The sequence below is a fragment of the Caballeronia sp. SEWSISQ10-4 2 genome, assembly GCF_030464885.1.
Lineage (GTDB): Bacteria > Pseudomonadota > Gammaproteobacteria > Burkholderiales > Burkholderiaceae > Caballeronia.
Map to the genome: position 1 here is coordinate 1 of NZ_JALPRJ010000092.1, position 12,424 is coordinate 12,424.

Below are 12,424 nucleotides of genomic sequence, written 5' to 3' on the forward strand. Positions count from 1 at the left end.
GGTCGTTTTAGCGGGAACACTGTTCATACATACAGTATAAGTGTTCCTAAGCCACAGGCAATCATCTGGCGCGCTGTCCATCCCCGGCCTGAAGGCCGAGGTCTTTCGCGCAACCTGATAAAGAACCGGCGCTTTTCTTAAAGCCTCAAATCCGAACGATCACATATTCGGATAATTCGGCCCGCCACCGCCCTCCGGTGGCACCCACACAATGTTCTGTGTCGGGTCTTTAATATCGCAAGTCTTGCAGTGCACGCAATTCTGCGCGTTGATCTGCAGGCGTTCGCTGCCGTCATCGTTCTTCACGAACTCGTACACCTGAGCCGGGCAATATCGTCCTTCCGGTCCCGCATACGTCCGCAGATTCACATCCACCGGTACCGATGCATCCTTCAGCGTCAAATGCGCCGGCTGGTTTTCCTCGTGATTCGTATTCGATATGAACACCGACGCCAACCGGTCAAACGTCAGCTTCCCATCCGGCTTCGGATACACGATCGGCTTGCATTGCGACGCGGGTTTGAGCGTTTCGTTATCCGCGTGTTGATGATGCAGCGTCCACGGCACATTGCCGCCCAGGACCTTCTGCTCAAGCCCGACCATCAGCGTGCCGAGGTACAGGCCTTTGCTCATCCACTGCTTGAAATTGCGCGCGCGATAGAGCTCGGTCTTGAGCCACGAGCTATCGAAAGCGTCGGGGTAGGCGCTCAGTTCGTCCGCTTGACGACCGGCTTGCACGGCATCGAACGCGGCCTCGGCGGCCATCTTGCCAGACTTGATCGCGGCGTGACTGCCCTTGATCCGCGATGCATTCAGGAACCCGGCATCGTCGCCGGCCAACGCTCCGCCCGGGAACACGAGCTTCGGCAACGACATCAATCCCCCGGCCGTGATTGCCCGCGCGCCGTACGACACGCGCTTGCCGCCTTCCAGGAACGTGCGGATCGCCGGGTGCGTCTTGTAGCGCTGGAACTCCTCGAACGGCGAGAGGTACGGATTCGAGTATCCCAGTCCGACGACAAAGCCCACCATCACCTGGTTATCGTCCATGTGATAGAGGAACGAGCCACCGTAGGTATCGTTTTCCAGCGGCCAGCCAGCGGTGTGGATCACCAGACCCGGTTTATGTTTCGACGGATCGATCTGCCACAGCTCCTTAATGCCGAGGCCATAGACTTGCGGATCGGCGTCGCGGGCGAGCTTGAATTTATCGGTGAGCTGACGGCCCAGATTGCCGCGTGCGCCTTCGCAGAACAGCGTGTATTTGGCGTGTAATTCCATGCCGAGCTGGAAGTTGGCGGTTGGTTCGCCGTCCTTGCCCACACCCATGTTGCCTGTGGCCACGCCGCGCACGGCGCCGTCTTCGGTGTAGAGCACTTCGGCTGCAGGAAAGCCCGGGAATATCTCGACGCCCAGCGCTTCAGCTTGTTGCCCCAGCCAGCGCGTGACGTTCGCCAGGCTCACGACATAGTTGCCGTGGTTCTTGAAGTTATCCGGAAGCAGCCAGTTCGGCACCTGCTTGGCGCTATCTTTCGACAGAAACAGGAAGCGATCCTCGGTGACTTCCACATCGAGCGGCGCGCCCTGGGTTTTCCAGTCAGGGAGTAGCTCGCTCAACCCGCGCGGGTCCATCACGGCGCCCGAGAGGATATGCGCACCGATCTCGGAGCCTTTCTCCAGCACGCAGACGCCCAGCTCGACGCCTTTTTCCTGCGCGAGCTGCTTCAGCCGGATAGCCGCCGATAATCCCGCAGGACCGCCGCCCACGATCACGACGTCGTACTCCATGGATTCACGGGGACCGTACTGCTCGATGAGACTCTCCGGGGTCATCCAATGCTCCTGTCTAACGTTAGAATGCTTTTTTTGGGGATCGCGTATTGTCAGGGAACCATTCGCAGGGTGCAACCAACGTTCCTGTAATTAGCACGACCGTATTATTTCACGATAGCATATCGGCTGCTTCGATTCGACGCTGATTTGGGGGCGAACGGCATCAAGACGGTTCGATCCCGGGCATCTCAATCGCTTTCAACCAAGGAAAAACAATGGGCCGTTCGATCAACCTGGAAGGCAAATGCGCGCTGATCACCGGCGCTTCCAGCGGACTTGGCAAACGCTTTGCGCAAGTATTGTCGCAGGCGGGCGCCCGCGTCGTGCTGGCAAGCCGGCGCACCGAGCGCCTCAAGGAACTGCGCGCCGAGATCGAGGCGTCCGGCGGCGCGGCGCACGTCGTCTCGCTTGACGTCACCGATTATCAAAGCATCAAGTCGGCCGTCGCGCACGCGGAGACGGAGGCCGGCATGATCGACATTCTTGTGAACAATTCGGGCGTGTCGACCCAGCAAAAGCTCACGGACGTGACGCCGTCGGACTTTGACTTTGTTTTCGATACCAACACGCGCGGCGCGTTTTTTGTCGCGCAAGAAGTGGCGAAACGGATGATCATGCGGGGCAACGGCACGGCCAAACCGGGCTACCGGATCATCAACATCGCGTCCATGGCGGGTCTCAAGACCTTGCCGCAGATCGGCATTTATTCCATGAGCAAGGCCGCTGTCATTCATATGACGAAGGCAATGGCGCAGGAATGGGGCCGGCACGGCATCAACGTGAACGCGATCTGCCCGGGTTATATCGATACCGAACTCAATCACCATCACTGGAAAAGCGAGGCTGGCCAAAAACTGCTGGCCATGCTGCCGCGTCGCCGGGTGGGAACGCCTGAAGACCTGGATGGTTTGCTGCTGCTGCTTGCCGCCGACGAATCTCAGTTCATCAACGGCTCGGTGATCGCCGCCGACGACGGGTTTGGCCTATGAGCCAGGTTCTCGACCAGGTATCCGCGACGAAGACGGACGGTTTTCATCGCGTATTCGAACTCTCCATGCCGCTGCGATGGGGCGACATGGACGCATTCGGCCACGTCAATAACACGGTTTACTTCCGTTTCATGGAAGAAACGCGAATCTCGTGGTTCCGGCAACTGGCCATCGCCGGCGCTAACGTCGAAGGGCAAGGGCCGGTGATCGTGAATGCATCGATGGAATTCCTGAGGCAGCTCCACTATCCCGGCGATGTAATCGGCAGCATGTTTGTCGGACCACCCGGCCGCAGCAGTTTCGACACGCGTTTCGAGCTGTTTCGCGCCGACGATCCAGCCACGCTCTACGCCCGCGGTACGGCGAAATGCGTGTGGATCGACTATGCGGCGGGGAAGTCGGTGCAGATTCCCGACCTGCTGCGCCATGCCATCGAAACGGCGGGAACGGGTCTCCAAACAGGCAGCTAGTCGCCCAGCAGGCGCTGCAGCAGTTCGGTCGCGTTTCCCGTGTCGTATTTGCGCATGAGTTTTGAGCGGTAGATGTCCACGGTCCGCGGGCTGATATCCAGCGCGCGGCCGATTTGCTTGCTGGTCTTGCCCGTGACGAGCTGCGCGGCGATTTCGCGTTCGCGCGGCGTGAGTTCGATGGCAACCCGCCGCGTCGCGCTCAGATCCTCGAAGGTCCATACGCCGGCGGCGTGCGGCGCGCTCAGATCGAGCGAGCGGCCGGTCACGTGGCACCAGAACAATTCCCCGTTCGCGCGTTTCATGATGCGGTCGTCGGCGTAACTGCCCTGGCGCTGCATCAACGCGGCGATGCGCTCACCGATCCGCTCGAATTCCACCGGCGACGGATACAGCACTTCGAACGAGCGGCCCAGCAAGGCTTCCGGAGCGACGCCAAAAATTGCGCAGAGCTGCGCATTGCAGTCTTCGATGATCCGTTCCCGTGACAACACCAGTCCGACCGGCGCAAGATGAAACGCTGTTTGATAATCCAGTTGAGGCATTTGGCTGGCAGGACTCGCGTTTAACTGTTTCATCACCGTGCAGTACGGCAATTACTTATGTATTTTTGCGTATTGTGCCGGATCGATCCGGCGTCGTACTCTTTTGCCACGTCAGAAAGTCGTCTCGCGCTATGCAAACCGGTAGCGCGAACGGCTTAAATAAACGGATTTCATCCAGATCAGGAAGGGACAAACAGATGAACAAGGTCTATCCCAGCGCGAAAGAGGCGCTCGATGGCATCGTGAAGGACGGCCAGACGTTTGCCGTCGGCGGTTTCGGCCTGTGCGGCATTCCCGAAGCGCTGATCGCGGCATTGCGCGACTCAGGCGTCCAAGGCATCACGTGCATCAGCAACAATGCGGGCGTCGACGGCTTCGGACTCGGGCTGCTGCTCGAAACCCGTCAGGTCAAGAAAATGATTTCGTCGTACGTGGGCGAGAACAAGGAATTCGAGCGCCAGTATCTGGCCGGCGAACTCGAACTCGAATTCACGCCGCAGGGCACGCTGGCTGAAAAGCTGCGCGCGGGCGGCTCGGGCATTCCGGCGTTCTTCACCAACACGGGCTATGGCACGGTGATCGCGGAAGGCAAGGAAACGCGTCAATTCGGCGAGAACCACTACGTGCTCGAACATTCGCTCACCGCTGACGTGGCGCTGGTGAAGGCGTGGAAAGCCGATAAATCGGGCAATTTGATTTATCGCCGCACGGCCCGCAACTTCAACCCGATGTGCGCAATGGCCGGCAAGATCACGGTGGTCGAGGTGGAGGAAATCGTGGAAACGGGCGCACTCGATCCCGACGCCATTCACACGCCGGGCATTTTCGTGCAGCGCATCGTGCTGAACGCACATCCGGAAAAACGCATTGAACAACGCGTCGTGCGCGCGAAAGGAGACTGATCATGGCATGGGACCGGAACCAGATGGCCGCGCGGGCGGGCAAGGAATTGCAGGATGGTTTTTACGTGAACCTGGGCATCGGCTTGCCCACGCTGGTGGCGAACTTCGTGCCGGAAGGCATGGAAGTGTGGCTGCAATCGGAGAATGGCTTGCTCGGCATCGGGCCGTCGCCGACGGAAGAAGAAGTCGACGCCGATTTGATTAACGCCGGCAAGCAAACGGTGACCACGCTGCCGGGATCGTCGATTTTTTCGTCGGCGGATTCGTTCGCGATGATTCGTGGCGGGCACGTGAACCTGGCCATTCTGGGCGCCATGCAGATCAGCAAGACGGGCGACCTGGCCAACTGGATGATCCCCGGCAAGATGATCAAGGGCATGGGCGGCGCGATGGATCTGGTCGCGGGCGTGAAGCGCGTGATCGTGTTGATGGAGCACGTGGCGAAGGGCGACCAGCACAAGATTCTCGAGGCGTGCACGTTGCCGCTGACGGGGGTTGGCGTGGTCGACCGGATCATCACGGATCTTGGCGTGATCGATGTCACCGATGCCGGACTGAAACTCGTTGAACTGGCGCCGGGTGTCAGCGTGGAAGAGATCCAGCAGAAAACCGGCGCGCCGCTCGATGTGAGCGGCGTTACGTAAGGTTTTTCTGCACTGACGCCGGGTTGTTTTGCCGGCCAAAACGGACCGTTCCGACCTGAGTCGGAACGGTTTTTTTGTTTACGTCGCAATGTTTTCGCGGGGCGGGACGGGTAAGGCGGCTGGCGTTTCAGGTTTGCATGACTTTGCTTAGGCCGGTCAGCCAACGCCGCTGCGTTGCGCCGAAGCGGCCGGGTAAAGCGTTTACAATCGTTTCCAGCTGAGTTGTCCGTATGCCGCAGCGCTATCGCACCGAGGAAAACCTTATGTCCGTGTCTATCGTCGAAGCTGCGCCTTCGTTTGTTCCCACACCACGCCAACGCCACGTGCAGTGCATTAGCCCCTCGGGCCTGCATCGCATGGCTTATAGCGAATGGGGCGATCCGGCGAACCCGCGTGTACTCGTGTGCGTGCATGGGCTGACACGCTCGGGCCGGGACTTCGACGAGGTAGCGAAAGCGCTTGGCCGCGAGTATCGGGTGGTGTGTCCGGACGTGGTCGGGCGAGGTTTATCGGACTGGCTCGCCGATCCGAAACATTACGCGGTGCCGCAGTACGTGTCGGACATGGTTGCGCTCATTGCACGGCTGAACGTGGAAACAGTGGATTGGTTCGGGACGTCGATGGGCGGGCTGATCGGGCTTGGGCTCGCAGGAATGCCAAATTCGCCTATTCGAAAAATGCTGCTGAATGATGTTGGACCGCATATTGAACCGGTGGCGCTCGAGCGTATTGGCACCTATCTTGGTAAGGGTGAGACGTTCGCCACGCTGCAGGAAGGTATCGACAACGCTGCACTGCTCGCCGCGTCTTTCGGACCGCTGACGGCCGATGAATGGCGTGCGATCAACACGCCCTTGATGCAGGAGCGCGAGGGCCGCTGGGGGTATCGATACGACCCGAAAATCGCGGTCCCTTTCGCCGTGGCAGACGAGAAAGCGGCCGCGCTCGGTGAAGCGATCCTGTGGCATTCGCTGTCAGCGATCCAGCATCCGGTGCTAGTCGTTCGGGGCGAACATTCGGATTTGCTGTCGCGCGAGACGGTAGAAAAAATGGTCGCGAGCGGGCAGGCAGTGACGAGCAAGGAGATCGCGGGCGTGGGCCACGCGCCGGCGTTTCTGGCGCCTGATCAGATCGAGATCGCGTACCGGTTCTTCCTCGATACTGAAACGTCCAAGGCATAATATCGGGCTTCGTGCGGTTTTTTGACAACTCACTCTCAGGAACACTCATGGCAGTCATTCGTCACCATGTCGGCGCGCGTCTTTCCGAAATCGCGATCCACAACGGCACCATTTATCTTGCCGGTCAGATTGCCGAAGACACCGATCAGGACATCACGGGCCAGACCCGCGAAGTGCTCGGCCATATCGACCGCTTGCTGGCTGAAGCCGGCAGCGACAAGACGCAGTTGCTGTCGGTGCAGATCTATCTCTCCGACATGGTCAATTTCGCCGCCATGAACGCAGCTTGGGACATGTGGGTTCCGGAAGGCAATGCGCCGCCGCGGGCTACCGTGGAATCGAAGCTTGCCAATCCGGCATGCCTCGTGGAAGTGGTGGTCGTGGCTGCGGTGCGTAGCTGAGTAGCCAAGCCCCGACTTCACGCGCACTGAACACAGCATGACCGATACCGCCGTTTCCCCCGCCGTGATACCCGAGCCGTCCTTCGACGACGCGCTCGCGTTCGTGCGCGAGCATGCGGGGGACGTACGGTTGACCAGTGGCGAGTTGCTGGTTGAGCACGCGGCCGGCACGGCGCGGATCATGCAAACCTTGAACGTCGATCCGGCGGCTATCGCTGCGGCGGCGTTATTCGCGATCGCGCCGCATATCGACGATCCCGAGCGTGTGATAAGCGAGCGTTTCGGCGCGGAAGTGCAGAGCCTTGTCGCCGATGTCCGCAAACTGTGGCGGCTCGGTTCGGTCAGCTCGCGGGCCGCGCAGGCAACGTTGCCGGAAACGGGCCGCGACGCGCAAGCCGCGCGCCGTGCCCAGGTGGAAGCGCTGCGCAAGATGCTGCTCGCGTTCGCGCAGGATATTCGCGTGGTGCTGATCCGGCTCGCATCGCGGCTCCAGTCATTGCGCTATTACGCGGCGAACAAGCTCGACCCTTCGCCGGACGTGCCGCGTGAAACGCTCGAGATCTATGCACCGCTCGCGAACCGGCTAGGCATCTGGCAATTGAAGTGGGAACTGGAAGACCTCGCGTTTCGCTTCGAGGAACCGCCAACCTACAAGCGCATCGCAAAGCTGCTCGACGAGAAACGCGTCGAGCGTGAAGCCTATGTGACCGAAGCCATCGCTCGCTTGCAGAAGGAACTGGCTACCGCGCACATCCGGGCGGAAGTAAGCGGCCGGCCGAAGCACATCTACAGCATCTGGAAAAAGATGCGCGGCAAGGAACTGGATTTTTCCGAGGTGAACGACGTGCGCGCGTTTCGCGTGATTGTCGACGACATCAAGGATTGCTACACCGTGCTTGGCATCGTCCATAACCTGTGGCAGCCGGTGCCACGCGAATTCGACGACTACATTTCGCGGCCGAAGCCGAACGGGTACAAGTCGCTGCATACAGTAGTGGTTGGCGACGACGGCCGTGCGTTCGAAGTGCAGATCCGCACGCAGGAAATGCACGGATTCGCTGAATACGGCGTAGCGGCGCACTGGCGCTACAAGGAAGCCGGTACCCGCGCGTACGGTGGTCAGGTCACGGCCGAAGACAAGTACGACGAGAAAATCGCATGGCTGCGCCAATTGCTAGCGTGGAAAGAAGACGTTTCCGAGGGCGACCAGCCGCAGGCGGGCACGCAACCGTGGCAGCATTTGCGCGACGCCACACTCGACGACGACCACATCTACGTGCTCACGCCGCAGGCACGCGTGATCGCGATGCCGCAAGGCTCAACCGCGGTCGACTTCGCCTATCACCTGCACAGCGAGCTTGGGCATCGTTGTCGCGGCGCTCGCGTCGACGGGGCAATGGTGCCGCTCAACACGCCGCTGCAGAACGGCCAGACGGTCGAGATCGTCGCAGTGAAGGAGGGCGCGCCGTCGCGCGACTGGCTCAATCCGTTGCTCGGCTATTTGCACAGCCCGCGTGCGCGGCAGAAGGTGCGGGCGTGGTTCAACGCGGTCGATTCCGAGGAAAACATCGCGAACGGGCGCGCGCTCGTTGAAAAGACGCTGCAGCGTGAAGGCAAGACGTCGGTCAATCTGGATCAACTGGCATCGAAGCTAGGCTTCAAGACGCCCGAGGATCTGTACGCGGTCGTCGCCAAGGAAGAGTTCAGCCTGCGCAACATCGAGCAGGCGCTGCACGACACGCCACCGCCGGAACCGGAGGTCGAAGCGCCGGCGCAGTTCGAAAAGCGCAGCAGCGGCCAAAGCGTGGCGCAGGGCGCCTCTACGGGTGTGCTGGTTGTCGGCGTGGATGCGTTGCTCACGCAACTCGCCCGGTGCTGCCGTCCGGCGCCTCCCGACCGCATCTCGGGCTTTGTCACGCGCGGCAAGGGCATGTCGATTCACCGCAGCGATTGTGTGACCTTCCAGCGCATGGCCGAGCGTTCGCCCGAACGTGTGCTCGAAACCGCCTGGTCCGCCGACGTGATGAGCGGGCGCGGCTCGTCGGTGTATCCGGTCGATCTCGCCGTGGAATCAAACGATCGACAAGGCTTGCTGCGCGACATTTCCGAAGTCTTTGCACGAGAGAAGATGAACGTGACAGGCGTGAAGACGCAGAGCCGGCGCAACGTCGCGTACATGCAATTTACGGTCGAGGTGTCGAGCGCCGCGCAAATTCAGCGCGCGTGCTCGTTGCTGAGCGAAGTGCAGGGCGTGGTGCGCGCGTCGAGACGGGCCTGAAGCAGTTCGCCTGAAGAAAAGCGCGCACGGCCTCATGCCTTGCCTCATGCCCTGCCTCATGCCCTGCCTCATGCCCTTAACGCGTTGAATTTGAAGCGCATTGTTGATGCTTCTTAAACGTATCGACGAACTTCTTCAGTGTCATCGCATGAAAGTGCTTGCCAGGATTCAAAACGCTCCATATAATTTCGCTTCTTCAGGCTCGTAGCTCAGCTGGTTAGAGCACCACCTTGACATGGTGGGGGTCGTTGGTTCGAGTCCAATCGAGCCTACCAACGAAAGTGGAAATCCGGTTCACGTCGGATTTTCAAAACTGCAGCAAGCGTCTTGGCGCGAAAGGCAAATGAACAAGATGGCACCGCGAACGTTGACCGAAACAGCTTCGGAGCGACGCTAGTCGAGGACCACTTTCGCCTTTGCAGTTTGTAGGAAAGTGAATGCGGCCCCTCGAAAAGTGGGGCCGCATTTTTTTTGCCTTCGCGCGTTCGACTCGCGCCTTGCAAGGCATTGTTGAATGAACTTGGGCGTCGGCTGCCGGCGTCTTGGAGAACGAAATGGTTTCGATACGTTTGCCCGACGGGTCAGTTCGACAGTACGACCACCCCGTATCGGTTGCGGAGGTTGCCGCGTCGATTGGCGCAGGTCTCGCGAAGGCTGCGCTGGGCGGTAAGCTCGACGGCGAACTCGTCGATACGTCCACGCTGATCGATCACGATGCGTCGCTTGCCATCGTTACCGAAAAGGACGCCGACGGTCTCGACATCATTCGCCATTCCACGGCGCATTTGCTGGCCTACGCGGTCAAGGATCTGTATCCGGACGCTCAGGTGACGATCGGCCCGGTGATCGAAAACGGCTTCTACTATGACTTCGCGTACAGCCGTCCTTTCACGCCCGAAGATCTCGAGAAGATCGAAAAGCGCATGGCCGAGATCGCGAAGAAGGACGAGCCGGTCTCGCGTCGCGTGGTGACGCGCGGTGAAGCCATCGACTACTTCAAGAGCATCGGCGAGAAGTACAAGGCCGAGATCATCGAATCGATCCCGTCCACCGACGACATCAAGCTCTATTCGCACGGCGGTTTTACCGACCTGTGCCGCGGCCCGCACGTGCCGTCCACGGGCAAGCTGAAGGTCTTCAAGCTGATGAAGGTCGCAGGCGCGTACTGGCGCGGCGATTCGAAGAACGAACAGTTGCAGCGTATTTACGGCACGGCCTGGACGAAGAAGGAAGACCAGGAAGCCTACCTGCATATGCTCGAAGAGGCCGAGAAGCGTGATCACCGCAAGCTCGCCAAGCAACTCGACCTGTTCCATCTGCAGGAAGAAGCGCCGGGCATGGTGTTCTGGCATCCGAAGGGCTGGGCGATCTGGCAACAAGTCGAGCAATACATCCGCCGCCGCCTGAGCGAAGTCGGTTATCTCGAAATCAAGACGCCGATGATCATGGACCGCTCGCTGTGGGAAGCGTCGGGTCACTGGCAGAACTATCGTGAAAACATGTTCACGACGGAGTCGGAGAAGCGCGATTACGCGATCAAACCGATGAACTGTCCTGGCCACGTGCAGGTGTTCAATCACGGCCTGCGTTCGTATCGTGATTTGCCGCTGCGTTACGCGGAATTTGGCTCGTGCCATCGCAATGAGGCCTCAGGCGCGTTGCATGGCCTGATGCGCGTGCGCGGCTTTGTCCAGGATGACGCGCACATTTTCTGCACGGAAGACCAGTTCATCGAAGAGTCGATCGCGTTCAACACGCTCGCGATGAGCATCTACAAGGATTTCGGCTTCGATCACATCGACATCAAGTTGTCGCTGCGTCCCGATGCCCGTTCCGGCACGGACGAAACCTGGGATCGCGCCGAACAGGGTCTGCGTGACGCGCTGACGGCGTGCGGGCTGACGTGGGAAGAGTTGCCGGGCGAGGGTGCGTTCTACGGTCCGAAGATTGAGTACCACATCAAGGACGCGCTCGGCCGGTCGTGGCAATGCGGTACGCTGCAGCTCGACATGGTGCTGCCGGAGCGCCTTGGCGCGGAATATGTGGCGGAAGACAACAGCCGCAAGCGCCCGGTGATGTTGCACCGTGCAATCGTCGGATCGATGGAGCGTTTCCTCGGCATTCTGATCGAGCACCACGCTGGTGCAATGCCGTCCTGGCTCGCGCCGGTGCAGGCTGTGGTCCTGAATATCGCTGAAAGTCAGGCTGAATATGCACTGCAACTGACCCAATCGTTGCAAAAACAAGGGCTTAGAGTAGAGAGCGATTTGCGCAACGAGAAGATTAGCTATAAAATACGAGAGCACACGCTGCAGAAGGTCCCGTATTTGCTGGTTGTCGGAGACAAGGAGCGTGAGGCGCAAACCGTAGCCGTGCGTGCTCGTGGCGGTATCGATGCTGGCGTGATGTCAGCCGATGCATTGCTTGAGCGTCTGCAGCAGGACGTGCAGGCGTACAAGTAAGCCCACCCGCAGCGCGGCTAGTTTTTTTAGATTTTTAGAGGAAACGTAACATCGCTACTGATAAGTCTGCACATCGCATCAACGGGGAAATCACTGCACCGGAAGTGCGCTTGGTCGGAGTGGACAACGAGCCGCTCGGAATCGTGAAACTGGCCGATGCTTTCCGCATGTCGGAACAGCAGGACGTGGATCTTGTCGAAATCGCGCCGCAGGCCGTTCCGCCTGTTTGCCGGTTGATGGATTACGGTAAGTTCAAGTACTCGGAAGCGAAGAAGCAGCACGAGGCGAAACTCAAGCAGAAGATCGTTCAGGTCAAGGAAGTGAAGTTCCGGCCGGGCACCGACGACGGTGACTACAACGTGAAACTGCGTAACCTCACGCGCTTTCTCGAAGATGGCGACAAGACGAAAATCACGTTGCGTTTTCGCGGTCGGGAAATGGCTCACCAGGAAATCGGCATGCGCGTGCTCGAGCGGTTGAAGACCGATCTCGAAGAGCACGGTCAGGTCGAGCAAATGCCGAAGATGGAAGGGCGCCAGATGATCATGGTCATGGCGCCGAAGAAAAAGAAGTAACTGATGGATCGCGCGGCCTTGCTGTTTTCAAGGTCTGCGCGGCATCGGTAAAGCAGGTTTCAGGGCATCGCCGGATAATAGGCGGCGCTCATGAAAAAGCGGTGGCTGTCAAAAGCCTGCCGCTCATAAGTGGCATGTGGGTTTCGA

Annotated in this window: 11 protein-coding genes and 1 tRNA gene; 10 read left to right on the plus strand and 2 right to left on the minus strand. The window is 59.6% G+C overall.

Going from position 1 to position 12,424, the window contains the following annotated elements:
* Positions 1–159: 159 nt before the first annotated feature.
* Positions 160–1,833 carry an electron transfer flavoprotein-ubiquinone oxidoreductase gene (locus tag M0D69_RS37295; protein WP_301786828.1) on the minus strand — a complete coding sequence of 558 codons (1,674 nt, stop codon included), beginning with the start codon at positions 1,831–1,833 and terminating at the stop codon, positions 160–162.
* 215 nt (positions 1,834–2,048) lie between these two features.
* Here M0D69_RS37295 and M0D69_RS37300 point away from each other — a divergent pair, with 215 nt between their 5' ends.
* Positions 2,049–2,822, plus strand: coding sequence for an SDR family oxidoreductase (locus M0D69_RS37300; RefSeq protein ID WP_031359014.1), 774 nt, complete (start codon positions 2,049–2,051; stop codon positions 2,820–2,822).
* Entirely contained in the window at positions 2,819–3,292 is a 474-nt protein-coding gene (locus M0D69_RS37305) for a thioesterase family protein (RefSeq protein ID WP_301786829.1), read from the plus strand. Before M0D69_RS37300 ends, M0D69_RS37305 begins: the two co-directional genes overlap by 4 nt.
* On the opposite strand, the gene M0D69_RS37310 is transcribed toward M0D69_RS37305, so the two are convergent.
* A complete protein-coding gene (locus tag M0D69_RS37310; RefSeq protein WP_301786830.1) occupies positions 3,289–3,834 on the minus strand; it encodes a LuxR C-terminal-related transcriptional regulator in 546 nt (181 codons plus the stop codon). The genes M0D69_RS37305 and M0D69_RS37310 overlap by 4 nt on opposite strands.
* 197 nt (positions 3,835–4,031) lie before the next feature.
* Between M0D69_RS37310 and M0D69_RS37315 the strand changes: the two genes are divergently transcribed.
* The 8 genes from M0D69_RS37315 (at position 4,032) to infC (ending at position 12,277) form a co-directional block, all read left to right on the plus strand.
* A complete protein-coding gene (locus M0D69_RS37315) occupies positions 4,032–4,736 on the plus strand; it encodes a CoA transferase subunit A (protein ID WP_301786831.1) in 705 nt (234 codons plus the stop codon).
* A gap of 2 nt (positions 4,737–4,738) precedes the next feature.
* Positions 4,739–5,380 carry a CoA transferase subunit B gene (locus M0D69_RS37320; protein WP_301786832.1) on the plus strand — a complete coding sequence of 214 codons (642 nt, stop codon included), beginning with the start codon at positions 4,739–4,741 and terminating at the stop codon, positions 5,378–5,380.
* A gap of 263 nt (positions 5,381–5,643) precedes the next feature.
* Positions 5,644–6,561: an alpha/beta fold hydrolase gene (locus M0D69_RS37325; RefSeq protein ID WP_301786833.1), complete on the plus strand. Its 918-nt coding sequence runs from the start codon at positions 5,644–5,646 to the stop codon at positions 6,559–6,561.
* 47 nt (positions 6,562–6,608) lie between these two features.
* Entirely contained in the window at positions 6,609–6,962 is a 354-nt protein-coding gene (locus M0D69_RS37330; RefSeq protein WP_301786834.1) for a RidA family protein, read from the plus strand.
* Positions 6,963–6,999: 37 nt separating this feature from the next.
* Positions 7,000–9,240: a bifunctional (p)ppGpp synthetase/guanosine-3',5'-bis(diphosphate) 3'-pyrophosphohydrolase gene (locus tag M0D69_RS37335; protein WP_301786835.1), complete on the plus strand. Its 2,241-nt coding sequence runs from the start codon at positions 7,000–7,002 to the stop codon at positions 9,238–9,240.
* A 198-nt stretch (positions 9,241–9,438) separates the two neighbouring features.
* A tRNA-Val gene (locus M0D69_RS37340) sits at positions 9,439–9,515 on the plus strand.
* Between the two features lie 279 nt (positions 9,516–9,794).
* Positions 9,795–11,702, plus strand: coding sequence for a threonine--tRNA ligase (gene thrS / locus M0D69_RS37345; protein ID WP_301786836.1), 1,908 nt, complete (start codon positions 9,795–9,797; stop codon positions 11,700–11,702).
* Between the two features lie 50 nt (positions 11,703–11,752).
* Positions 11,753–12,277 (plus strand): translation initiation factor IF-3, encoded by a 525-nt coding sequence (infC, locus tag M0D69_RS37350; protein WP_075643994.1) that lies wholly within the window; start codon positions 11,753–11,755, stop codon positions 12,275–12,277.
* Positions 12,278–12,424: the final 147 nt, after the last annotated feature.

Coding starts and splice junctions, on each gene's coding strand:
- M0D69_RS37295 (WP_301786828.1), bottom strand. CDS start 1,833: ATGACCCCGGAGAGTCTCATCGAGCAGTACGGTCCCCGTGAATCCATG.
- M0D69_RS37300 (WP_031359014.1), top strand. CDS start 2,049: ATGGGCCGTTCGATCAACCTGGAAGGCAAATGCGCGCTGATCACCGGC.
- M0D69_RS37305 (WP_301786829.1), top strand. CDS start 2,819: ATGAGCCAGGTTCTCGACCAGGTATCCGCGACGAAGACGGACGGTTTT.
- M0D69_RS37310 (WP_301786830.1), bottom strand. CDS start 3,834: ATGCCTCAACTGGATTATCAAACAGCGTTTCATCTTGCGCCGGTCGGA.
- M0D69_RS37315 (WP_301786831.1), top strand. CDS start 4,032: ATGAACAAGGTCTATCCCAGCGCGAAAGAGGCGCTCGATGGCATCGTG.
- M0D69_RS37320 (WP_301786832.1), top strand. CDS start 4,739: ATGGCATGGGACCGGAACCAGATGGCCGCGCGGGCGGGCAAGGAATTG.
- M0D69_RS37325 (WP_301786833.1), top strand. CDS start 5,644: ATGTCCGTGTCTATCGTCGAAGCTGCGCCTTCGTTTGTTCCCACACCA.
- M0D69_RS37330 (WP_301786834.1), top strand. CDS start 6,609: ATGGCAGTCATTCGTCACCATGTCGGCGCGCGTCTTTCCGAAATCGCG.
- M0D69_RS37335 (WP_301786835.1), top strand. CDS start 7,000: ATGACCGATACCGCCGTTTCCCCCGCCGTGATACCCGAGCCGTCCTTC.
- thrS (WP_301786836.1), top strand. CDS start 9,795: ATGGTTTCGATACGTTTGCCCGACGGGTCAGTTCGACAGTACGACCAC.